Here is a 20,700-nt window from a genome sequence, read left to right as displayed (position 1 = left end):
TATGTAGATGACTCAGGTTATTTTTTGTAAAAAGATTAAAACCACTACCACGCACACTTCATGCGACTGCGAAACTGCGTTTCGGTTCGCATTCATTAACAGAGGCGCTGCGCGCTACACAGAGAAAAAACTAACATACTAAAATATAAGATAAGTATTATTTTCTATGTTTTCCCTCATTTTACTCTGTGGTGCAATTTTTTGACGTGTTTTTATTTTATCTGAGCTAAATACATAAGCATGTTAAGTTATCTGATTTATTGGCAATTAGGGGAATTGAGGAGAGTAAAATAGATGAGCCATCTGCAAGCTAAAGAAGTGTTAGCAATAAAATGGCAAGTAGGAGGCTCAATCATATTGTGATTGCGTTTATAACCTCGCGTAGTGTCTCCTCGCGAGGTTATAAATTCAGGGTGTCTGTTGTCAGTCAATCTCCCTAACACGCAACTCAGCAGGCACTTCAAAGATAGTATTTTCTTCTACTCCGGGATTTTCTGTTACTAGGGTTCCCCCTAACGTTTGTAGTTTTGCAATCACTGCTTTAACCAGTATCTCTGGTGCCGATGCGCCCGCAGTGACTCCTACTATATTGACGTTTTTCAACCAATCAGTATCAATATCGTTTTCATTATCGATAAGGTATGCATTAACCCCCACACCACTTGCTTTTTCTCGTAAACGATTTGAGTTAGATGAGTTTATTGAGCCGACGACTAAGACTAGATCTGTTTTTTGGGCGAGATCTTTTACTGCATCTTGACGGTTTTGTGTGGCATAACAAATATCATTTTTACGTGGTCCTTCAATATCAGGGAATTTATTGCGTAACGCATCGATAATATTAGCCGTGTCGTCAACAGAGAGGGTGGTTTGCGAACTGTAGCTGAGACTATGACTATTTTTAACTTGCAATTTATCGACATCTTCAGGTGATTCAACCAGATAAATCCCCCCTGCTTGGTTATCATATTGCCCCATCGTGCCAATCACTTCGGGATGCCCATGATGACCGATCAGCACGCATTCTTGACCTCGACGACTTGCGCGTGTCACTTCCATATGCACTTTAGTCACTAACGGGCATGTCGCGTCAAACACTTTTAACTTGCGAATACTGGCTTCTGCACGTACAGCTTGAGATACGCCATGGGCGCTGAAAATAACAATCTGATTATCCGGTACTTCGTGCAGCTCTTCGACAAATATTGCGCCACGCGCTTTTAAAGAATCAACTACATATTGGTTATGTACCACTTCGTGACGCACATAGATGGGTGGTGTAAAAATATCTAAGGCACGATCAACAATTGATATTGCGCGGTGTACACCTGCACAAAAGCCACGCGGATTAGCTAAAATAATTTCCATCGGTAATCTCTCTCTAAATAACGGCTATAGCGATTGTTCTAATAATAGCAAACCCGATAATTATCTATTCATTTATGCTGCTAATCATTCATTCTAAAAAACTGAATAGATAATGAGTTTATTAGCTATTAATTCAATACAGTTAACAAATCAACGGCAAAGGTTAAGGTTTGCCCTGCAAGTGGATGATTAAAATCGACCGTGACACTTTCGGCAACCACTTCGCGAATAATGCCCGGTATTTCACTGCCATCAGGTTGAGTAAAGCTGATAATCGTTCCCACTTCAGCGGGTAAGTCTGCGTTGAATTTACTTAATTCGATATGATGAATATTGTCAGGGTTAGATAAACCAAAAGCGGACTCTGGTGCCAGCGTAAATGTCTGAGATTCCCCCTCTTTTAACCCCAGCAAACATTTTTCAAAGCCGGGGGTCAAACTGCCATCCCCCATTACAAATTTGGACGGCTTATTATTGACTTTACTACTATCAACTGCAGAACCATCAGCTAAACAAATCGAGAAGTGCATCAATACTTCACTATCGGCTTTAATCACATTTCCCTTAACTTCGCTCATTTTTATTTCCTTTCGCAGCGCCTTTATTTGTCGGTGCAAAGAAAGATTCTAGAATCATAATAGCAGCGCCGATAAAAATGCTGATATCGGCAACGTTAAAGGTTGGCCAGCGGTAAAAACCCAAATCAAAATCTAAAAAATCCACCACGTAACCAAACAGTAAACGATCCGTTACATTACCAATAGCACCGGCCAAAATCAGTGCAAATGCAATATTCGTCCAGCGCTGCAGCTGACTATTGTGTTTGAGTGAATAAATGAGATAAGCCGAAACAGCTAGCGCGATAACCGTAAAAAGATATCTCTGCCAGCCACCCGCATCACCTAAAAAGCTAAAAGCGGCACCATAATTACGTGCCGATGTAAAGTGAAAGAACGGCAGCACTTGGTAAGATTCATATAAATCTAAAGCTTGTACTGTCCAGTATTTAGTGGCTTGGTCAATTACAAAAATAATAGCTGAAAGCCATAACCAACGCAGTCCAGATCTTTCTATTCTTTCGCTCATGTTCTATCCTTCACAAAAAATAAAATCCTAAAAAAACGCCTTAAGAAATTAAGGCGTTAGTCATGGTTAATCAGCAGAGTCGGTATTACGCAAACTTACGCACTTCACCCACACCATCGATATTGGTTATACAGCGGCCACATAATTCAGGGTGCTGTACATCTTGACCAACCTCTTCGTGATGGTGCCAGCAACGCGCGCATTTTGCAGCCGCACTTTTGACAATGCTAACCGATAGCCCGTTAACTTCAGTTACGATGGCACTTGAAGGCGCGTCTATTAATGGCATAACGGAGGCTTTTGAGGTAATTAATACAAAACGTAATTCATCTTCTAAGCTAGTCAATAATTGCGTTAGCTGTGGCGAGGCGTAAAGTGTGACTTCCGCTTCCAGCCCGCCACCAATAATATTATCTTTACGTGCTAACTCCAATGCTTTATTCACTTCAGCACGCACAGAGATTAGACTTGCCCATGATTCATTACTCAGCACTTCGTTATCAGAAAGACCGAATAAACCATCATACCAAACATCAGTGAAAACAAACTGATCACGTACACCGGGCATATTGCCCCAAATTTCATCTGCAGTGAAGCTAAGGATAGGCGCCATTAATCGCACCATTGATTCGGCAATATGGAACAGTGCGGTTTGACAACTACGACGCGCATTACTGTCCGCTTTTGCGGTGTATTGTCTGTCTTTAATAATATCAAGGTAAAAGCTACCTAACTCAATAGAGCAAAAGTGCATTATTTTTTGGTAAACAATATGTAAGCTATAAGTGTTATAGGCTTCAATGACATCATTTTGCAAGGTCAGTGCCTGCGCAACGATCCAACGATCCAATGCGACCATCTCTTCTGGTGCTACTAAATCGCGGCTGGGTTCAAAACCATGTAAGTTCGCTAATAAGAAGCGTGATGTATTACGTATACGGCGGTAGCTATCGGCGCTGCGGTTTAATATTTCATCTGAAACAGTCATTTCACCGGTGTAGTCCGTTGACGCAACCCATAAACGCAACACATCCGCACCAAGTTTATTCATCACCGTTTGTGGAGACATAACATTGCCTAAGGATTTAGACATTTTTTTACCTTGTCCATCCACCACAAAACCGTGCGTTAACACCTCTTTATAAGGCGCTTTATTATTCATTGCCATACTGGTCATCAATGACGATTGGAACCAACCACGATGTTGATCGGAACCTTCCAGATACATATCAATTTCGGCTTGTTCACCATCGCTTTGTGTATATTCTTGACGCACGCCAACTACAGCCGCATGGGTCGTGCCGGAGTCGAACCAAACATCTAGCGTATCGGTCACTTTACGGAACTGATCAGCTTCAAAACCTAATAGGCTTTCAGGCTCTAAATCCCACCAAGCTTGGATACCTTCTTGCTCTATTTTACGCGCAATCAGCTCCATCATTTCGACGCTGTTTTCGTGTAATTCATCGGTTTCTTTATTCACAAACAAAGTAATCGGGACTCCCCAAGTACGCTGACGAGAAACACACCAATCGGGGCGGTTTTCAATCATTTTTTCGATGCGATTTTGTCCCCAGCTTGGGATCCACTCAACCTTTTTGACTTCATTTAAGGCGCTATCACGCAAGCCTTTTTGATCCATAGCGATAAACCACTGCGGTGTTGCTCGGAATATAATCGGAGTTTTATGTCGCCAGCAATGTGGGTAACTGTGTAATAACGTTTTATGACACAATAATGCATGATGCTCTTCTAATACTTCAACAACACGATCATTGGCTTTAAAAACATGTAAACCAGCAAAAAACTCTGTATCGTCTCTAAATACGCCATTATCACCAACTGGGTTGGCGACTTCTAAATCATAACGTAAACCAACCGCGTAATCATCTTGACCATGCCCAGGCGCGGTATGAACACAACCCGTACCGGCATCAGTCGTTACATGATCGGCAACAATCGCCGGAACTGAAAACTTTAAAAACGGATGATTAAATTGTTTGAGTTCTAAATCAATTCCCGTACAAATAGCCAATGTTTTAAATTCTTCAATACCATAGCGTGCCATACAATCGGCAACTAAATCGGTTGCTAAAATAAGACGACGCTCACCGACTTGCACTAATGAATATTCTACTTTCGCAGCTAATGCCACGGCACGGTTAGCAGGTAGCGTCCAAGGCGTTGTGGTCCATATTACAATGGCAATGTCACCCTGCCCAAAATCATCGCTTTCAGCTTGGAAACAGTTAAGAACCTCTTGGTTATCTACCGCTGTAAAAACGACATCAATTGCGGGTGATTTTTTATCTTCATATTCCACTTCAGCCTCTGCTAATGCAGAACCACAATCGGTACACCAGTGCACAGGTTTCGAGCCCTTATGCAGATGCCCATTTTTAATGATTTTAGCCAGTGCGCGCACAATATTGGCTTCTGTTGAAAAATCCATAGTTAGATAAGGATTATCCCACTCGCCTAACACACCCAGACGTTTAAAATCTTTACGTTGCCCGTCAACTTGACGCGCGGCATATTCACGGCATTTTAGCCGAAACTCCGCTGCCGTTAATTTTTTACCCGGCTTACCATGTTTTTGCTCTACCTTTAATTCAATAGGCAGACCGTGGCAATCCCAACCAGGAATATAAGGCGCATCAAAATCAGACAGTGTTTTTGATTTGATAATAATATCTTTTAATATTTTATTAACAGAGTGACCAATATGAATATCGCCATTTGCATAGGGAGGGCCGTCATGCAGAATAAATGTTTTTTTACCTTTTTTAGCGCTGCGAATCTGTTGGTAAAGATCTTTGCTGTACCAATCTTTCAACATATTAGGTTCACGGTTAGCAAGGTTTGCGCGCATTGGGAAACCTGTTTTAGGTAAGTTTAACGTATCTTTATAGTCACTCATTTCAATTTTCCATTAGCATAAAGGTTTGATTACGATTTCTGTGCATGTCGTTGGTGCCACTCTTTGGCCAACGTTATATCTTTGTCTATCTGAATTTTTAGCTCTGCGAATGAGTCAAAACGGACTTCATCGCGTAATTTTTTTTCTAATACGACTTCCAATAGCGACCCATACAGATCGCCATAGAAGTCAAATAGATGCACTTCTAACTGCTGGCGAATGCCCTGTACGGTTGGCCGCTGCCCGATATTCGCCACGCCCTGATAGGTTTTATCATTAATACCGAGTATCGATACAACAAATACCCCGGAAACGGGTGAGACTCGACGCTTTAAAAGTAGGTTGGCAGTGGGTACACCAATCGTACGACCTAATTTTTGCCCGTGCCCAACACGCCCTGTTATGCTGTACTTTCTCCCCAGCATAAGCGCCGCTTGCTGCAATTCGCCAGTTGCGAGAAAATCACGAATACGACTACTACTGATGCGCTGTTGCTGTTGCAATAAACTGCGCGTATCGACGACTTCAAATCCGTACTTTTGACCGGCTTCCTGAAGCAACTTAAAGTCACCTTGGCGTTGATAACCAAAATGAAAGTCATCACCCACCACCAAAAATTTCACATCCAGTTTTTCAATTAATAACTCTTCAATAAAATCTTGCGCACTTAAATTGGCAAACTGGTGCGTAAATGAAATGCATAATAAACGATCTATCCCCTGTTTATCTAGCTGCACAAATTTATCACGCAAACGACTCAAACGTGCAGGGGCATTGTCCCCAGCAAAGAGCTCCTCGGGTTGAGGCTCAAAAATAAGAACCGTTGCCGGCACTTTTATCCGATTTGCTTCAACGAGTAAGCGCGACAGTACAGCGCTATGGCCCAGATGGATCCCATCGAAGTTACCGATACTCAAAACACAGCCACGATGCCCTGCTTTGATATTGTGAATGCCGCGCAATAATTCCATTATATTTAACTATTTATTCCGATAATAACCACTGATGGTTCCGATCACGTTTAATTAAAAGTGGTACTGATACATGACTTTAATATTACCAACGCCAGCAATAGTTCCATTTTTAAACTTAAATAGTCGCATCGAGAAGATAAAAGAGACGATTATATAGCAGAGTGAGCAACTAATCAGCCCTCATTTTAATCATTGTCGGCCGAAACTTTAAAATGATGGGGGCGTAAGCCAATCAATAGCAAGACCATGAAATAACCGATAACGGCAGCAGTAATCAAAGCAAACAGCTTTAAAGCTGCATCAAACAGAGCAAACTGTGCCCACTCACTCAGTGACGGATTAAATAGAGCGAGTCCGGCCGCCATCGTTAAGCCAGAGAAAACAATCCGAAGTAATACTGACAAACTGTTTTTTTGCACTTGATATACACCGCTGCGGTATAAGCCAAACCATAATAAACACGCGTTCAATGTAGCCGAAATAGTTGTTGCAATCGCCAGCCCCACATAGCCATAAGGGATGGCAAAAATAATATTTAACACCATATTGCTGAGCATCGCAATAATGCCATATTTAACTGGGGTTCGGGTATCCTGACGAGAGTAATATCCCGGCGCCAAGACCTTCACCATCATAAAACTCAGCAATCCACTTCCATAGGCCCATAAACTCATGGAAGCCATGGACACATCTTGCATGGCAAATTCACCACGCATAAATAAAACGCGTAGCATCGGCTCAGCTAACACAATCAAACCGAGCATTGCCGGAAAGCCTAAAAAACACACCATGCGAATACCCCAATCCAAGGTTTTAGCAAAATGATTGTTTTCTTGGGAAACATGGGATGCCGAGAGGCTAGGTAAAATAACAGTTGCAATAGCAATACCAAATAACCCCAGTGGGAATTCCAACAAGCGATCCGAGTAATATAACCAGCTAATCGACCCCGTTTGTAAAAAACTGGCGATCAAGGTATCAAGTAATAGATTAATTTGACTCACTGAAACACCGAATAACGCAGGAATCATTAAGGTTCTGATTTTAACAACACCGGGATGTTTCCAGTTCCAAGTAGGCTTGACCAGCAATTTTTCTTTGCGTAAAAATGGAATTTGAAATAAAAATTGAATCATGCCACCGATCAGCACCCCCATCGCCAAGCCAATTTCAGGTTGTGCTAAATGAGGAGAAACAAAAAGTGCACAACCAATAATGGCTATATTCAGAAATACGGGGGTAAAAGCAGCCACTGCAAATTTCCCTAATGTATTTAAAATAGCGCCAGAAAGGGCTGTAAAAGTGATAAACCAGAGGTAGGGAAAGGTGATTTTTAGCATCAATGAGGCGAGTTCAAATTTATAAGCCTCCTCACCACCATGCCACCACTCTAAAAACCAACCAAAACCAAATAGAGCCGTAATAACCGATGAGCCCAAGACCCCCAAAATAGTGATAACAGTAACAATCGTGCCTAATGTTCCCGACACAGCGGCAATTAGCGTTTTGATCTGATCGACTGACTTGGTTCTTTCATATTCAGTTAATACTGGTACAAACGCTTGAGCAAAGGCGCCCTCTGCAAATAAGCGACGTAAAAAATTAGGGATCTTATTGGCGAAAAAAAACAGATCGGCAGCGGCACCCGCGCCCATTAAATGAGCAATCACAATATCTCGAAGCAAACCTAACAGACGTGAAAGCAATGTCATTGAGCTAACAATTAGACCGGATTTTAATAATTTTCTACTCACAATCTACTTCCTAAATGAAATTTAGCAGTCAAAGCAATTTTCCCTGCACAGCCTAATGTGGTCAAATCGACCAGCGATAAAAAAAGATCCCTAATTATGCCCTATAAATAGCCACTAACTGCACTATCAATTTGCATCTACAAGCCTTTTGGGTATAAAATGCGCGCAGTTTAACCACCTGAATGATTTCTTACCAGTTTTTTCAGCGGTTACAAAGAAACCATTTGACAATATACGTGTTACAAGGCATATTCCTCGACCTTTGATTATCCCTTGTTATACAGAATTTAGGAGTTAAGGTCTTGGCTAATATCAAGTCTGCGAAAAAACGTGCTTTACAATCTGAAAAAAGCCGTAAACACAATGCAAGCCGTCGTACAATGACACGTACTTTCATTAAGAAAGTTGTTGTTGCTATCGAAGCGGGCAATAAAGAAGTTGCTACAGCTGAGTTTATTAAACTGCAATCAGTTTTAGATAGCTACGCTACTAAAGGCTTAATCAACAAAAATACAGCTGCTCGTAAGAAAAGCCGTCTTTCTGCTAAGATTAAAGAGCTTTAATTAACAATTGCTTTTAAGCCCAGAAAAAAACCGACTTTATGTCGGTTTTTTTGTGTTCTATTTTTGGCGATAAATCCTTATCAAATCCCCATACTAGATAACGCAATGATTAGGTCTTTAATTGCTTTACCAACAACCGGATTATTTTCTTCAAAAATAACCAGCTGTTGCAACAGTTTTTTATCACGAATAAGCTGCGCAGGATCGCGCGATTTTATCGCCTCTTGAAGTTGATCATGCACCTGTTTCAATTCACCTGCGGTGCATTCATCGGCAATCAGATCATTATCTAAAATTGCTGATAATTTTTTAAACTCGGACTTCACTTTTGTTATTGGCATACATACCTCGACTTATTATTTGCACTCTAATAAAATTGTAGTATTAAAATAAGCATTAAGATTTGGGTGGTTTACAATGATCATCAAGAATACGCGCTAAAGCAAGAAAAGCCACTACAAACAACACACTAATCAACATCAACCCGATCTTAAACCAACTTTGCTGAGAATAATATTGTAAATAGAGAGATGAAATAAAAATAGCGACTAACCAATAGGCAATACGAATCAAATATGCCCAGAAAGGATAAACACGATTGGTTAACCATAATTTTGCCATCTTTAAGCTCCTTTAATCGAAAAACTTAATACGTCATTAATGTGACTTTTCCCCATCGCCAGCATCAATAAACGATCAATGCCTAATGCAACGCCCGCACAATCAGGAAGATGCGGTAAACTGCTAATAAAGCGGTAATCAATAGGCATCGCCACAAGACCGCTCAGTTTACGTAAACGGTTATCGTCCTCAAAACGTCTTAACTGCTCGGCTGAATCACTCAACTCATTAAATCCATTGGCCAATTCAATGCCTTTATAATAAACCTCGAAACGTTCAGCAACACGTGGATCATGCTGCGATATTTTCGCCAGAGCCGCTTGCGAAGCAGGGAAATTATAGATAAAACAAGGTGCATGCAAGGCAATAACGGGCTCAATGGCGACACAAAATAGCAGCTGTAAAATCGTATCACGATTTTCTTCTGCGCTTAAAACATCACCGAGATCCAATGACGCGCCAGCTTCTTTGAGCTCTGCAATTGAAGCCTCTAATGGATCAACCGCTAAGACTTCTAAAAAAGCATCTTGATAGGTACAGCGGCGAGCGCTTTCACTGCACAGGACAAGTTGCAATAGTTGGTCCATCTCATCCATTAATAAAAAATGGTCAAAGCCGACCTGATACCACTCTAGTAAGCTAAATTCTGGATTATGATAGCGTCCGGACTCCTCATTACGAAATACCTTACTAATTTGAAAAATAGAACCACTTCCGGCGGACAATAGACGCTTCATATGAAACTCAGGTGACGTTTGCAGATAGAGAGACACACCTAACTGGCTCGGTTTTGCTGATGATATTTGCGGTCCAATAAAAGAGGTTTTAAAACAGGAAAGATGAATATCTGTCACAGCGGCTTGACTTAATGTCGGCGTTTCGACCTCTAATAATCCCCTATCAATAAAAAATTGGCGAATCGTTTGTATTATTTTCGCCCTTTTTCGCAATTGTTGTAAATTTGCGCTTGGTAACCAATCCATAAGATCTCCTTTTATGGCCAGTTTACCCAATATTTTTTTCCCGGGAAATAAAAACAACGTTAATCTTCCATTAACCTCTTTGAGCAACGCCATATACCTTTGCTATAATATTGAGAAACCTTACTTTTCTCACGGAATTACAAGAAAATACTGATACACTTAATTATTCATAAATTGTTTATGGGAGAAAAGGTGTGCAGATAATTAAAACAGATGTCGCTATTGTTGGCGCTGGCGGCTCAGGTCTACGGGCCGCGATTGAAATTGCAGAAAATTACCCTGATTTAGAGATAGCATTAATATCTAAAGTCTACCCTATGCGCAGTCATACGGTTGCAGCCGAAGGTGGCGCTGCTGGCGTTGCGCAAGATCATGATTCACTTGATAACCATTTTGACGATACCGTTTCCGGCGGCGACTGGTTATGTGAACAAGATGTCGTACAGTATTTTGTTGAAAATGCGGCCAAACAACTCACTCAGCTTGAGCATTGGGGCTGCCCATGGAGCCGTAAAGAAGATGGCACTGTTAACGTACGCGCATTCGGCGGAATGAAAATAGAACGCACTTGGTTTGCCGCTGATAAAAGTGGTTTCCATATTTTGCATACGCTCTTTCAGACCTCCCTACAGCATCCAAAAATCACCCGCTTTGATGAGCATTTTTGCTTAGATCTACTCGTTGAAGATGGCAAAGTTCAAGGTGTTTTAATACTCGATATTGCTGAAGGTGAAACAAAACTTATTCAGGCGAAATCAGTGATCATGGCCACTGGCGGAGCTGGACGAGTTTATAGTTATAATACCAATGGCGGTATTGTGACTGGCGATGGCATGTCACTTGCGTACCGCCACGGGGTTCCTCTGCGAGATATGGAGTTTGTGCAATACCATCCAACCGGTTTACCTGGTAGCGGTATTTTAATGACTGAAGGTTGCCGTGGTGAAGGCGGTATTTTATTAAATAAAAATGGCTACCGTTATTTACAAGATTACGGTTTAGGCCCAGAAGTTCCCATTGGACAGACTAAAAACAAGTATATGGAACTTGGTCCACGCGACAAAATCAGCCAGTGTTTCTGGCAAGAACAACAAAAAGGTAATGTAATTAAAGGCCCTCGTGGTGATGTTGTATACCTTGATCTTCGCCACCTTGGTGAAAAACTAATTAATGAACGTCTGCCCTTTATCCGCGAGCTTTCTAAAGCCTATGTGGGTGTTGATCCGGTTTATGATCCCATCCCAGTGCGCCCGACCGTTCATTACACCATGGGCGGAATAGAAACCGATGCAAAAACAGCGACTAAACTTGCTGGTTTATATGCCGTTGGCGAGTGTGCTTCAATTGGTTTACATGGCGCCAACCGGTTAGGCTCAAACTCATTGACTGAGCTTGCCGTCTTTGGGCAGTTAGCTGGACAGGAAGCCGCAAATTACGCGCGCAACACTAAACATGAAAAACTAACCCCTTTAAGAAAACAGGCCGAGGCGATTCTCCAACGTACGGAAGCCTTGTTACATAGTCAAGGTACCGAAAAGATGGCGGATATTCGTCAAGAAATGGGTGACAGCATGGAGGAGGGAGTGGGTATTTATCGCACTCAAGCATCGATGCAAAAAACCATTGATAAACTGGCTGAACTCAAACAACGCTATAAAAACATTCAAATCAATGATAAATCGAGTGTTTTTAATACTGAGTTTCTATACGCGATTGAACTGGGCTATCTACTTGATACCGCAGAAGCGATGGCACACAGTGCAATTTCACGAGAAGAGTCACGCGGCTCTCATCAACGCATTGACGGCTTCGAAAAACGCGATGATAAGAAGTTTTTAAAGCACTCACTGGCTTATTATCAAAGTGATAAAGCACCAAAAATAGATTATTCATCTGTAACCATCACCAAAAGCCAACCCGCAGAAAGGGCCTATGGTGCCGCCGGTGAAAAAGCACATGCGCAGGAGAAAGCTGAATGAGTGAATTAACCGTTGAGATTGATATTCTACGTTACCGTCCAGAGCTGGATAGTGAACCCTTCACGCAGACTTTTGAGGTGCCTTATACGCCTGAACTGTCGGTTTTAGAAGCACTGCAGTATATTAAAGATCACCTCGATAGCAGTATCAGTTTCCGCTGGTCCTGCCGTATGGCGATTTGTGGTAGTTGCGGCATGATGGTTAACGGTGTACCCAAATTGGGCTGTAAAGTGTTTCTGCGTGATTATTATCCAAAAAAAGTTAGCTTGGAGCCCTTAGCTAATTTTCCTATTGAACGTGATCTTGTAGTCGTGATGGATGATTTTATCCAAAAATTAGAATCTGTTAAGCCCTACATCATCCCAGGAGAAAATAAATGTTTATCTGAAGGACCATATCAACAAACCCCCGAGCAGATGGCAAAATACAAACAGTATTCAATGTGTATCAATTGTGGTCTTTGTTACGCGGCTTGTCCGCAATATGCCTTAGATAAAAAGTTTACAGGTCCTGCTGCATTGGCATTACTGGCGCGTTACAATCGAGACAGCCGAGACAATGGCGAAGCACAGCGAATGAAAATAGTGAATCAAGAGGAAGGTGTTTGGGGCTGTACCTTTGTTGGCTATTGCTCAGTTGTTTGCCCAAAAGATGTTGATCCTGCGGCAGCAATTCAGCTACTCAAAGTTGAAAGTAGTAAAGATTACCTGATTGGCATGTTTAAACCAGATTAAGGTGGCTGCGATAGTCAGGTTAACTTTTCCTAGCTCAGCAGCTGTTAAGCACCGTAGATAACAAGGAGTAAATAATGAGTAAACGCAACCCCTACATACGCAAACTGCCAATGGATTGGTGGATGAAACAACTGTTTTATACCAAATATATGATCCGAGAAGGCAGCAGTGTTTTCGTTACCCTATACAGTTTAATTTTAGCTTGGGGTGTATTCCGCCTGAGCCAAGGCGAAGTCGCTTTTAATGGTTGGCTTGATGCACTGCAGAGCCCATTTGCCATTCTCCTGCATATTATTATGCTGATATTGGCTTTATACCATACCATCACTTGGTTCTCTTTGGCCCCCAAAGCGGCTGATTTATGGGTGAAAGGTAAAAAGCTTGATGAGAAAGTGATTATCGCAGCCCATTACTGCACATTTGTTGTAGTAACTGTTTTTTGCCTATTGATTATTACCTTATAAAAGGAGGTTGGCGATGCCTAACAATACAGAAAAGACCTATGTACGCTCTCATGAACCTGTTTTTTGGGGGTTATTTGGTGCAGGAGGGATGCTAACAGCCTTTTTCACACCTGTTATGATCTTAATTACTGGCCTACTAATTCCACTTGGGATTATAGATAAGCAACATTTTAGCTATGAAAAAATAAATGCTTTTGCCACCAGTTGGTACGGCGCCGCCATTGTGCTAGTGCTAGTTGCATTGCCATTGTGGCATACCCTACATCGCATTTTCCATGGCTTACATGATCTCGGTGTTCATCGTGGACGTGATTGGCAACAGGTGATCTGTTACGGTTTTGCCTTTGCCGTCAGCGTTTTTGTTTTCACATTACTGCTACAGATGTTTTAATTGCCAAATATAAAAAACCCAGTCAACAATTACTGGGTTTTTTATATATCCATTCTCATTCAACATGAAAAATCAGCATTTTTGATTGCTAATGGGTATAACCTTAATAAACTGCGATAGTTATTTTTTCACACGACCCACATATTCGGCACTGCGCGTATCGACCTTAACCACTTCACCTATTTGAATAAACAGAGGTACACGAATAACTGCTCCAGTGGCAAGTGTTGCAGGTTTACCACCGGTTCCAGCAGTGTCTCCTTTCAGGCCAGGGTCCGTTTCGGTTACTTCAACCTCTACAAAGTTTGGCGCAGTCACCGCAATAGGGTTACCATCCCAAGTGGTAATAGTACAGATATCCTGTTCTATGAGCCATTTAGCCATATCCCCAACGGCTTTTTCATCCGCTGCTATTTGCTCAAAGGTTTCATTATTCATAAAATGAAAAAACTCACCATCGTTGTAAAGGAAAGCCAGATCAATTTCCATTACATCAGCAGACTCTACAGACTCACCGGATTTGAATGTTTTTTCTATTACTTTACCCGATAATAATTTACGAATCTTAACACGGCTAAACGCCTGCCCTTTCCCTGGCTTCACAAATTCATTTTCGATAATTGTACAAGGCTCTTTATCAAGCATGATTTTTAGACCGGTCTTGAATTCACTGGTATTATACGTTCCCATATTAACCTCTATAATCTGATTTTAAAAATGACAAAAATAATTACTGTGGATAATACAGTCCAGTTGGCAACTTGGCAAAAGGAACTCGCGAATGCAGTGAAAAATCCATTACAACTTCTGCAATTATTGGATATATCACCAGAAAGTCTGCCATTAAGTTCACTAGCGCGTAAAAAATTCCCTATGTTAGTCCCCCTGCCATTTGTACAAAAAATGAAAAAAGGGGATATTCACGATCCGTTATTAAAGCAGGTGCTGCCCGTTGAAGGTGAAGAGTTAACCAGTGAAGGTTATAGCTTAGATCCTCTACAAGAGCATGATAACGAGATCCCCGGTTTATTGCATAAATACAAAAGTCGCGTATTGCTGATATTAAAGTCTGGCTGTGCAGTGAACTGCCGCTACTGCTTCAGACGCCACTTTCCCTATCAAGACAACAATATTAATAAAAAACAATTACAGGAAATTATCACTTATATTAAAGCACATCCCGATGTGAACGAGGTCATTTTAAGTGGTGGTGATCCATTAATGAGTAAAGATGACTTTTTGCAGTATTTACTTGACCAATTAACACTTATTCCGCAGTTAACGCGTTTGCGCATTCACTCTCGCCTTCCTGTTGTTATTCCCACTAGAATAACCGAAGCATTATGCGCTATGCTTAAAAAATGTCGCTTACAAGTCGTTTTTGTTTTACATATCAACCATGCCAATGAGATAGATAATACATTTAGGGAGGCGATGTTAAAACTGCATCAAGCAGGGATTCAGCTTCTCAACCAAAGTGTATTATTAAAAGGGGTGAATGACAGCAGCAACGCTTTAATAGGACTTAGCGAAGCACTATTTAGTGCGAATATATTACCCTATTACTTGTTCTTATTAGATAAGGTGCAAGGAGCACAGCATTTTGATCTACAAGAAAAAGATGCACAGTTATTGGTCAAAGAGATGAGCATCGCTTTACCAGGGTATTTAGTGCCCAAATTAAGTCGAGAAATTGCGGGTCAGAAAAGAAAAACCATCATTAATTCTATATAATTAAAGTCTTATTGCAGTTCTACTCATTAAATGAATAGATAATGAGTAGATTGAGTATCAGCATCAAATAGGAAGAAAAATGAGCAAAGAAAATGTACTTAAGCAGTTACAAGAAAATTTAAAACTTATTTACCACAAAGCCGTTGATGCGGACAAACAGCTGAGCTTATTACGCCAACAACAAAAAACAGGTTTTACACAGATATTTAACCGCGATAGCGCTTTTAAAAATCATTCCATTACATTTTTACCTTACGTAGAAGAGTTAGCGGCTGATCTACAAGAAATTCAGACAGATAATGAAACGCATTACAAAATACTTCTGCCCTCCATTATTGTCAAAATTGAACTTCTTTTTAAAATGTTGGAATCCTTTAAAGCCAATACAAAAGAGTAAAGGCGAATATCATGCGTGACTACACTTAGTTGTGATCACGCAAAATCATTGACTGGATCTAATGCCGAGCAACTCCGCTATGATTCGCTTACCGCTTCCTTTGACTTCTCGGACGGAAAAGCAAAAGCGTGCAAACCTTGCTGCACAAGCTCATAGGTTTTACTGATGTTATCGCCAATATCTCCTTCTAGTACTTTTAATCCACCAAGTATATCTCGAGCTTCACCAAAACCTTGATCAATTCCTTGGCTGATAATATCAACGAAAGCAGTTAACGATTCCTGCTCTCCCATGTCAGGATGCTGTTCTCGGTAAGAGCCCAAGAACTGGGTACTAAAAGAAACAATACGCTCGGCAGTGGCTTCTGGACTAAAATCAATCGCAGACTGATAAGCATCCTCAGCAGTGGTTTCCACGCCCATCTCTTTCAATGCATCATTTATCCCTTGCAACGCAGTTTTCAATAGCAATGATTGCGGCTGGCCAGCGATAGTTTCATTGAATTTTATGGCGGATTCCAAAATAGACGCGTTAAGCTGTTTTTTGTTCATCACGGGAATAGAATCGGATATTTTTTTTTCATGGGCAAGTTCGGATACCTGCTGACCGACTGGGCCGCTCTCTTTTTTATCAGCCGCCTTTGCTAAGGTACGAACATCTTGACTAAAAGACGCATTGGGCTTGATTGATGAATCCATAATCTCTACCTCTGTTTATCTAAAGTACATATAGAAGAGTATCGGCTTTATCCGGGAAAACTAAAGCCTTAATTGTATTTTTTTTATACAAAAGGATACTTAATTCAGTGGAGGCTATCTCTTACAAAGTCGCGCCCCAATAAAAATTAAGTAGGTGCAGTAAAACATAAAAATTTACGCCAAAAAAAACCTGCAAAGTTGCAGGCTTTTTATAAAAAAATCGATTAACTTATACGTTCAAACAGTAAATCCCAGACTCCATGCCCCAGTTTATTACCGCGATTCTCAAACTTGGTCAGAGGTCGCCATTCAGGCCGTTCAGCATAGTCACCCGATTCACTGAGATTTTTAAAATCAGTGGCGGCTTGTAATACACTTAACATATGCTCTGCATAGTTTTCCCAATCAGTCGCCATATGAATAACCCCACCGATCGCGAGTTTATGGCGCATATTTTCAATAAAGGCGGGCTGTACAATACGGCGTTTATTATGACGCGCTTTATGCCATGGATCAGGAAAATAGAGTTGAAATGTCGCTAAACTTTTTTCCGGGATCATATGCGCTAAGACTTCTACTGCATCATGATTCATCACGCGCAGATTAGTCACCCCCTGCTCACCAGCATCCGCTAAGCAAGCGCCAACACCAGGCCCATGCACTTCAATAGCGAAGAAGTTCTTCTCTGGAGAATTCTTCGCCATTTCAATAAGCGATTTCCCCATACCAAACCCAATTTCTAAAACCACAGGAGCTTCGCGACCAAATAGCACGTTAAAATCAAGCAATTTGTCGCTATAATCAACCCCCATAGTCGGCCATAAGTTTTCAATAGCGGTAGATTGACGATTAGTCATGCGCCCTTCACGTTTTACAAAGGAGCGAATTTTACGCATATACTTATTTTCACTAGGGCCATCAGCATCTTCAATTGCGACTAAATTTTCTTGATCTGTCATTTATCTACCTTAGTTGTTCTGTAATTGCTGTACACATTAAATATCCCTGCATTATGCAACGTTATATTTTTTGTGCAACTCTGCTATGCTCACTTATCATAAAAATGGCCCTTAAATAATAAAGAGTTTGTTTTGAATCAAAATGATTTTAGTCAGCGAATAATTCAATGGCAACGAGAATATGGCCGTAAAACGCTACCTTGGCAACAAGATAAGAATCTTTATAAAACCTGGATCAGTGAGGTTATGCTCCAGCAGACACAGGTTGCGACGGTGATCCCCTATTTTATTAAATTTATGCGTTCTTTTCCGACCATTACCTACCTTGCCAATGCCCCATTAGATGAAGTTTTACATCACTGGACGGGATTAGGTTATTACGCTAGAGCGCGAAATTTACATAAAGCAGCACAATTCATAAGAGACCATTTTCAGGGCGAATTTCCACAAGAGTTTCAACAACTACTCGATTTGCCCGGAATAGGCCGTTCAACAGCTGGTGCCATCTTATCTTTAACCTTATCTAAAAATTTCGCCATTCTGGACGGTAATGTTAAACGGGTATTAACTCGTCATCAAGCCATTGAAGGTTGGACTGGAGAAAAACAGATTGAAAATAAACTATGGGCTCTTGCTGAAAAAGTAACACCAGAAAAAAATACTGATATTTTTAACCAAGCCATGATGGACATGGGTGCGATGCTTTGCACTAGGAGTAACCCTAAATGTGGCGAGTGCCCCATTAGTAACGATTGTTTGGCATTAAAGCAGAACACGGTAAAGATGTACCCGACACCTAAAGCGAAGAAAAAAATCCCAGTAAAACACGCTTTTATGTTGATACTCTCGCAGAAAATGCAAAACAGGCGGATAATACAATTAAAGCAGCGCCCTCCTGTCGGAATATGGGGTGGTTTATGGTGTTTTTCGGAGTTTGAAAGTTTAGAATTATGCCAGCAAACATTAGACACAGATGGAATTGAAAATTACCAACAAACGCTATTGCCCATGTTTCGTCATACTTTCAGCCATTTTCATTTTGATATTTCACCTGTTCTAATTGAAGTTGAACATTTTGGCAACGTTCAAGGGGTGGAAGAAAGTAATACACTTTGGTATGACTTACAACATCCACAAAAAATTGGACTTGCAGCCGCCACCAAAAAAATATTAAGTACTGTTGATAAAATTAAAAATAAAGGATAAAGAAATGTCTAGAAATATATTTTGTAGTTACTTAAAAAAAGAAGCTCCAGGTTTGCCTTTCCAACTTATTCCCGGTGAATTAGGTAAGCGTATTTTCGATAATATCAGCCAAGAAGCTTGGAATGAATGGCAGAAAAAACAGACGATGTTGATCAATGAAAAAAAATTAAATCTAATGCAACTTGAAGACAGAAAGTTCATTGAGCAAACAATGATTGCTTATCTGTTTGAGAACAAAGATGTAGATATTGAAGGTTACACGCCAAAAAAATAAATCAACAAAATGCTCTCAGCTCATAAATAAAGCAGATAATGACTAAACTACAGGCAAACAGAGAGAAAATAGGATAAATTTTAAAAAAGGGGTTGACGATAGAAGCGAAAATCTATTTAATACGCCTCGTTCCGCTTCGTTAGCTCAGTCGGTAGAGCAGAGGATTGAAAATCCTCGTGTCCTTGGTTCAATTCCGAGACGAAGCACCATATTATAGCTTATTGATGAATATATCGATAAGTTGAGGTGAATAACCTCGGTGCACATGCACACGTTTTCGTGTGCCGACTTAGCTCAGTCGGTAGAGCAACTGACTTGTAATCAGTAGGTCACCAGTTCGATTCCGGTAGTCGGCACCATTCATTTCTCTTTATTTTCAAAGAGACTTGTTTTAAAGTTTTTGCTTCGTTAGCTCAGTCGGTAGAGCAGAGGATTGAAAATCCTCGTGTCCTTGGTTCAATTCCGAGACGAAGCACCATCACAAACAAAAAACCGCAACATGTAAATGTTTGCGGTTTTTTTGTATCTATTGAAAAACTTTCGGTCTGTGATTTAGCTTTTGCTCAATAGATAGAAGCGTCTTCTATGCCTGCCCGCATGTTGAATTGATTGAATGGCTGGATTAAAGCAAATCAAGCATTTTAAGACAGAAAAACAGGTAATGCATGTAATGCCAAGCCCTAATATAAAAAGTTCGCTAGCAGCTCTATTTTTGCGGTATATAGGATAAGCTGAGTATTGGATCTATTAGCAACTCCATTAATTAGTCCCCCCTATTTATCCAATCTCTTGAGCAAAGTTTCTTCCCGCTATTTACGCCACTGATAAAAAAATTCTAGGCACGGCTAGATTCATTAACTATATCTTGGTAACCATCAAAACAACGATTAGCTAATTCATTTTGCCTCAACCATGACCAAACTTGCTCAATAGGGTTTAACTCGGGTGAGTAAGGAGGAAACTTAATGAGTGTTATGTTCGAAAATTCTTCTCATAAATACTCCTGATGCCACGCAGCACCATCTACAATAATAACGGCATGTTGCCCTGCCTCCGTACGTTCAGAGATTGATTGTAGATGCTTTCTCATTATGTCGATATCAATATACGCTGCAATTAAGGCTTCTGCAGCACCGGTGGCGGGTCATACGGCAGCAAATAGATGAGCATATTCAAATTATTGTATTTAACCGCTTGTGGACGCGTACCTTTTTCTGCCCAAAGGCGCGTTGTTGTATTTTGTTGAGCAAATCTAGCCTCGTCTTGAAACCAAACGTCAACGAGATCGAGTAATATATGGCAGGGGATCTTAAAGATCGTTTTTATTTTGAATTTTTTTAAACGTTTCCTGAACAGCTTTCGATTGCTTTGGGTGCCAAGAACGACTCGTTATCCACGAAAATTTTAGCTGATGAAGCAAGCGATAAATATTTTTTAATTTATACTCAACGGAAAATTCATCCTGAATGTAATTAACCTGAATTCTGGATAACAGAATAAAAAATTGAACTAAATGCCCACCAAGCGATCAGATCTTTCGACCAAGAAACGATTTGAAAGCAAACAAGGTGGGCATATGAATAACTTAGTGGAAT

21 protein-coding genes, 3 tRNA genes and 1 pseudogene are annotated in these 20,700 nt (G+C 40.7%); 12 read left to right on the top strand and 13 right to left on the bottom strand.

The genetic code is table 11. From position 1 onward, the window contains the following. Positions 1-423 precede the first annotated feature (423 nt). The 6 genes from ispH to murJ form a co-directional block, all read right to left on the bottom strand. Positions 424-1,368, bottom strand: coding sequence for a 4-hydroxy-3-methylbut-2-enyl diphosphate reductase (gene ispH, locus KSO91_RS10935; RefSeq protein WP_238743036.1), 945 nt, complete (start codon positions 1,366-1,368; stop codon positions 424-426). A 128-nt stretch (positions 1,369-1,496) separates the two neighbouring features. After that, positions 1,497-1,946 carry an FKBP-type peptidyl-prolyl cis-trans isomerase gene (gene fkpB, locus KSO91_RS10930; protein ID WP_238743035.1) on the bottom strand — a complete coding sequence of 150 codons (450 nt, stop codon included), beginning with the start codon at positions 1,944-1,946 and terminating at the stop codon, positions 1,497-1,499. Further along, entirely contained in the window at positions 1,933-2,454 is a 522-nt protein-coding gene (lspA, locus tag KSO91_RS10925) for a signal peptidase II (RefSeq protein ID WP_238743034.1), read from the bottom strand. The genes fkpB and lspA overlap by 14 nt, the downstream gene beginning before the upstream one ends. A gap of 85 nt (positions 2,455-2,539) precedes the next feature. After that, positions 2,540-5,374, bottom strand: coding sequence for an isoleucine--tRNA ligase (gene ileS / locus KSO91_RS10920; protein ID WP_238743033.1), 2,835 nt, complete (start codon positions 5,372-5,374; stop codon positions 2,540-2,542). A gap of 29 nt (positions 5,375-5,403) precedes the next feature. After that, complete coding sequence (gene ribF / locus KSO91_RS10915) at positions 5,404-6,345, bottom strand: bifunctional riboflavin kinase/FAD synthetase (RefSeq protein ID WP_238743032.1); 942 nt, start codon at positions 6,343-6,345, stop codon at positions 5,404-5,406. A gap of 188 nt (positions 6,346-6,533) precedes the next feature. Further along, positions 6,534-8,102: a murein biosynthesis integral membrane protein MurJ gene (murJ, locus tag KSO91_RS10910; protein WP_238743031.1), complete on the bottom strand. Its 1,569-nt coding sequence runs from the start codon at positions 8,100-8,102 to the stop codon at positions 6,534-6,536. A 302-nt stretch (positions 8,103-8,404) separates the two neighbouring features. On the opposite strand from murJ, the gene rpsT reads away from it, so the two are divergent. Beyond that, a complete protein-coding gene (gene rpsT, locus KSO91_RS10905) occupies positions 8,405-8,665 on the top strand; it encodes a 30S ribosomal protein S20 (protein ID WP_238743030.1) in 261 nt (86 codons plus the stop codon). Between the two features lie 80 nt (positions 8,666-8,745). Here the strand turns inward: rpsT and KSO91_RS10900 are convergent, their stop codons facing one another. Genes KSO91_RS10900 through epmA form a run of 3 tightly spaced genes read right to left on the bottom strand, consistent with a single transcriptional unit; the run spans position 8,746 to position 10,269 of the window. After that, the gene (locus KSO91_RS10900) at positions 8,746-9,006 is read right to left on the bottom strand and encodes a DUF4404 family protein (protein WP_238743029.1); all 261 of its coding nucleotides are present in this window, start codon (positions 9,004-9,006) and stop codon (positions 8,746-8,748) included. 55 nt (positions 9,007-9,061) lie between these two features. Further along, positions 9,062-9,286, bottom strand: coding sequence for a hypothetical protein (locus KSO91_RS10895; protein WP_238743028.1), 225 nt, complete (start codon positions 9,284-9,286; stop codon positions 9,062-9,064). A 2-nt stretch (positions 9,287-9,288) separates the two neighbouring features. Beyond that, positions 9,289-10,269, bottom strand: coding sequence for an elongation factor P--(R)-beta-lysine ligase (epmA, locus tag KSO91_RS10890; RefSeq protein WP_238743027.1), 981 nt, complete (start codon positions 10,267-10,269; stop codon positions 9,289-9,291). Between the two features lie 194 nt (positions 10,270-10,463). Between epmA and frdA the strand changes: the two genes are divergently transcribed. The 4 genes from frdA to frdD all read left to right on the top strand — a co-directional run bounded on the left by frdA (position 10,464) and on the right by frdD (position 13,837). Further along, a complete protein-coding gene (gene frdA, locus KSO91_RS10885) occupies positions 10,464-12,248 on the top strand; it encodes a fumarate reductase (quinol) flavoprotein subunit (RefSeq protein WP_238743026.1) in 1,785 nt (594 codons plus the stop codon). Continuing rightward, positions 12,245-12,982 carry a succinate dehydrogenase/fumarate reductase iron-sulfur subunit gene (locus KSO91_RS10880; protein WP_238743025.1) on the top strand — a complete coding sequence of 246 codons (738 nt, stop codon included), beginning with the start codon at positions 12,245-12,247 and terminating at the stop codon, positions 12,980-12,982. The genes frdA and KSO91_RS10880 overlap by 4 nt, the downstream gene beginning before the upstream one ends. 74 nt (positions 12,983-13,056) lie before the next feature. Beyond that, on the top strand, positions 13,057-13,446 hold the full coding sequence (locus tag KSO91_RS10875; protein ID WP_238743024.1) for a fumarate reductase subunit C: 390 nt from the start codon (positions 13,057-13,059) through the stop codon (positions 13,444-13,446). A 13-nt stretch (positions 13,447-13,459) separates the two neighbouring features. Then, entirely contained in the window at positions 13,460-13,837 is a 378-nt protein-coding gene (gene frdD / locus KSO91_RS10870; RefSeq protein WP_238743023.1) for a fumarate reductase subunit FrdD, read from the top strand. 120 nt (positions 13,838-13,957) lie between these two features. On the opposite strand, the gene efp is transcribed toward frdD, so the two are convergent. Beyond that, entirely contained in the window at positions 13,958-14,527 is a 570-nt protein-coding gene (gene efp, locus KSO91_RS10865) for an elongation factor P (protein ID WP_238743022.1), read from the bottom strand. Positions 14,528-14,554: 27 nt separating this feature from the next. On the opposite strand from efp, the gene epmB reads away from it, so the two are divergent. Both epmB and KSO91_RS10855 read left to right on the top strand, forming a co-directional pair. Beyond that, positions 14,555-15,571, top strand: a complete 1,017-nt coding sequence (epmB, locus tag KSO91_RS10860) for an EF-P beta-lysylation protein EpmB (RefSeq protein ID WP_238743021.1) — start codon at positions 14,555-14,557, stop codon at positions 15,569-15,571. A 79-nt stretch (positions 15,572-15,650) separates the two neighbouring features. Further along, positions 15,651-15,968: a hypothetical protein gene (locus KSO91_RS10855; protein ID WP_238743020.1), complete on the top strand. Its 318-nt coding sequence runs from the start codon at positions 15,651-15,653 to the stop codon at positions 15,966-15,968. Between the two features lie 77 nt (positions 15,969-16,045). Here the strand turns inward: KSO91_RS10855 and KSO91_RS10850 are convergent, their stop codons facing one another. Both KSO91_RS10850 and trmB read right to left on the bottom strand, forming a co-directional pair. After that, positions 16,046-16,666: a DUF5610 domain-containing protein gene (locus tag KSO91_RS10850; protein ID WP_238743019.1), complete on the bottom strand. Its 621-nt coding sequence runs from the start codon at positions 16,664-16,666 to the stop codon at positions 16,046-16,048. A gap of 224 nt (positions 16,667-16,890) precedes the next feature. Beyond that, positions 16,891-17,625: a tRNA (guanosine(46)-N7)-methyltransferase TrmB gene (trmB, locus tag KSO91_RS10845; protein ID WP_238743018.1), complete on the bottom strand. Its 735-nt coding sequence runs from the start codon at positions 17,623-17,625 to the stop codon at positions 16,891-16,893. A 132-nt stretch (positions 17,626-17,757) separates the two neighbouring features. On the opposite strand from trmB, the gene mutY reads away from it, so the two are divergent. The 5 genes from mutY to KSO91_RS10820 all read left to right on the top strand — a co-directional run bounded on the left by mutY (position 17,758) and on the right by KSO91_RS10820 (position 19,583). After that, a complete protein-coding gene (gene mutY, locus KSO91_RS10840; protein WP_238743017.1) occupies positions 17,758-18,831 on the top strand; it encodes an A/G-specific adenine glycosylase in 1,074 nt (357 codons plus the stop codon). 4 nt (positions 18,832-18,835) lie between these two features. Beyond that, a complete protein-coding gene (locus KSO91_RS10835) occupies positions 18,836-19,105 on the top strand; it encodes an oxidative damage protection protein (protein ID WP_238743016.1) in 270 nt (89 codons plus the stop codon). 133 nt (positions 19,106-19,238) lie between these two features. After that, a tRNA-Phe gene (locus KSO91_RS10830) sits at positions 19,239-19,314 on the top strand. Positions 19,315-19,388: 74 nt separating this feature from the next. Next, positions 19,389-19,464: transfer RNA gene (locus KSO91_RS10825), tRNA-Thr, on the top strand. Between the two features lie 43 nt (positions 19,465-19,507). After that, positions 19,508-19,583 (top strand) — tRNA-Phe (locus tag KSO91_RS10820). A gap of 360 nt (positions 19,584-19,943) precedes the next feature. On the opposite strand, the pseudogene KSO91_RS10815 reads toward KSO91_RS10820, so the two are convergent. Continuing rightward, positions 19,944-20,576: pseudogene (locus tag KSO91_RS10815) on the bottom strand (IS630 family transposase); the annotation flags it as partial. Positions 20,577-20,700 lie beyond the last annotated feature (124 nt).

The sequence above is a fragment of the Psychromonas antarctica genome (assembly GCF_022267535.1).
In the GTDB taxonomy this organism is placed as follows: domain Bacteria; phylum Pseudomonadota; class Gammaproteobacteria; order Enterobacterales; family Psychromonadaceae; genus Psychromonas; species Psychromonas antarctica.
This window is presented reverse-complemented; position numbering and strand designations above follow the sequence as displayed.